Annotated in this window: 1 protein-coding gene and 1 pseudogene; one reads left to right on the top strand and one right to left on the bottom strand. The window is 73.4% G+C overall.

Translation table 11 applies throughout. The features are described from left to right. Positions 1-35: 35 nt before the first annotated feature. Positions 36-317: an HPr family phosphocarrier protein gene (locus SSOG_RS12335; RefSeq protein ID WP_009714551.1), complete on the bottom strand. Its 282-nt coding sequence runs from the start codon at positions 315-317 to the stop codon at positions 36-38. A 199-nt stretch (positions 318-516) separates the two neighbouring features. On the opposite strand from SSOG_RS12335, the pseudogene SSOG_RS12330 reads away from it, so the two are divergent. Continuing rightward, positions 517-2,470: pseudogene (locus tag SSOG_RS12330) on the top strand (GNAT family N-acetyltransferase); the annotation flags it as partial.

Here is a 2,470-nt window from a genome sequence, read left to right as displayed (position 1 = left end):
CGGCCCCGTCGCGCCGAAATGCGATTCGGACGGAATCAGACGGTCTCCGGAAGCTCCTCGAGACCTTCGGCCACCAGCTTCGCCAGACGGTCGAGCGCGACCTCCGCGTCCTCGGCCTCGGAGGCGAGTACGACCTCGTCGCCACCCTGAGCGCCCAGGCCGAGCACGGCGAGCATGGAGGCGGCGTTGACCGGGTTGCCGCCCGCCTTGGCGATCGTGATGGGGACGCCGGCGGCGGTCGCCGCACGGACGAAGATCGACGCCGGGCGGGCGTGCAGGCCCTCGGCCCAGCCGATGTTGACGCGGCGCTCAGCCATGGTGTTGCCCTTCAGATCTGCGGGTGGTGTTGTCTAGACCAGATCATACGGTGTCCGGTCTCGCCCGGGTCGGGCCCGAGTGGGTCCGGTCATGTCCGAACAGGTCCGATACGGACTTTCCCTCGACACCCCCCGTTCACGCAAGGGTGTCCGCCATGCGGACCTCTGCGTACCGGACTTCAGCCCGTACCCTGTCCCCATGCCGAGCCCGTCGGATCATCACGCGTACCCCACCCACTGGGAGGCCGACGTGGTGCTCAGGGACGGTGGCACCGCGCAGATCCGCCCCATCACGCCCGATGACGCGCAGCGCCTGGTCAGCTTCTACGAACACGTCTCGGACGAGTCGAAGTACTACCGCTTCTTCGCGCCCTACCCCCGGCTCTCCGACCGTGACGTCCACCGCTTCACCCACCACGACTACGTCGACCGGGTCGGCCTCGCGGCCACCGTCGGGGGCGAGTTCATCGCCACCGTCCGCTACGACCGCATCGACGAGAACGGGCTGCCCGCCCACCTCCCGCCGCCCGGTGAGGGCGATGCCGGTCGCGCCCCCGCCGACGAGGCCGAGGTCGCCTTCCTGGTCCAGGACGCCCACCAGGGCCGCGGCGTGGCCTCCGCCCTCCTCGAACACATCGGGGCCGTCGCCCGCGAGCGCGGCATCCGCCGCTTCGCCGCCGAGGTGCTGCCCGCCAACACCAAGATGATCAAGGTGTTCACGGACGCCGGCTACACCCAGAAGCGCAGCTTCGACGACGGCGTCGTCCGCCTCGAATTCGACCTCGAACCCACCGACCGCTCCGTCGCCGTCATGCGCGCCCGTGAGCAGCGCGCCGAGGCCCGCTCCGTGCAGCGGCTGCTCACCCCCGGCTCCGTCGCCGTCATCGGAACCGGCCGGGCCCCCGGCGGGGTCGGCCGCACCGTGCTGCGCAACCTCCTCGACGCCGGCTTCACCGGGCGGGTCCACGCCGTCAACCACGCCTTCCCCGAGGACTGGACGCGCCTGGAGCCCGACGGCGTCCCGGCCCACCGCTCCCTGCGCGAGGTCGACGGACCGGTCGACCTGGCCGTCGTCGCCGTACCCGCCGCGCAGGTGCCCGCCGTCGTCGCCGACTGCGGCGACCACGGCGTCCAGGGGCTCGTCGTCCTCTCCGCCGGGTACGCCGAGAGCGGCCCCGAGGGCCGCGACCGCCAGCGCGACCTGGTCCGCCAGGCCCGCACCTACGGCATGCGCGTCATCGGCCCCAACGCCTTCGGCATCATCAACACCGCCGAGGGCGTGCGGTTGAACGCCTCCCTCTCACCCCGGCTGCCCGTCCCCGGCCGCATCGGGCTGTTCACCCAGTCCGGCGCGATCGGCATCGCCCTGCTGTCCGGGCTGCACCGGCGCGGCGCCGGGGTCACCCGGCCCACCGGCACCGAGGGGACGGCGGGTCTCGCGGGCCTCGCGGGCATGGTCGGCCTGTCCACTTTCGTCTCCACCGGGAACCGCGCCGACGTCTCCGGCAACGACCTCCTCCAGTACTGGTACGAGGACCCGGAGACCGACGTCGCCCTCATGTACCTCGAATCCATCGGTAACCCCCGCAAGTTCACCCGGCTCGCCCGGCGCACCGCCGCCGTCAAGCCCGTCGTGGTCGTCAAGGGCGCCCGGCACAGCGGCAGCGCCCCCACCGGGCACGCCGTGCCCACCACCCGCATCCCCGACGCCACCGTCTCCGACCTGCTGCGACAGGCGGGCGTCCTGCGTGTGGACACCGGTCACCCCAGCTCGCCGACGCCGGGGTCCTGCTCGCCTCCCAGCCGCTCCCGGACGGGCCGCGCGTCGCCATCCTCGGCAACTCCGAATCCCTCGGCCTGCTCACCTACGACGCCTGCCTCACCGAAGGGCTGCGCCCGCTGCCGCCCCGCGACCTGACCACGGCCGCCGCCCCCGAGGACTTCCACCGCGCCCTGACCGGGGCGCTCGGCGACGACGCGTGCGACGCCGTCGTCGTCACCGCCATCCCATGGGTCGGCGATGCCCGCACGGCGGACCTCGCCGCGGCCGTCCGTACGGCGGCCACCGAGGCGTCCGGGCGGGGCGCGGCCAAGCCGGTGGCGGTGGTCCACCTGGAGATCCCCGGCCTCGCGGAGGCCCTCGCGGGCGTCGG

The sequence above is a fragment of the Streptomyces himastatinicus ATCC 53653 genome (assembly GCF_000158915.1).
Lineage (GTDB): Bacteria > Actinomycetota > Actinomycetes > Streptomycetales > Streptomycetaceae > Streptomyces > Streptomyces himastatinicus.
Note: the sequence above shows the minus strand (reverse complement) of the source record. Positions and strands in the feature narration are given on the sequence as shown.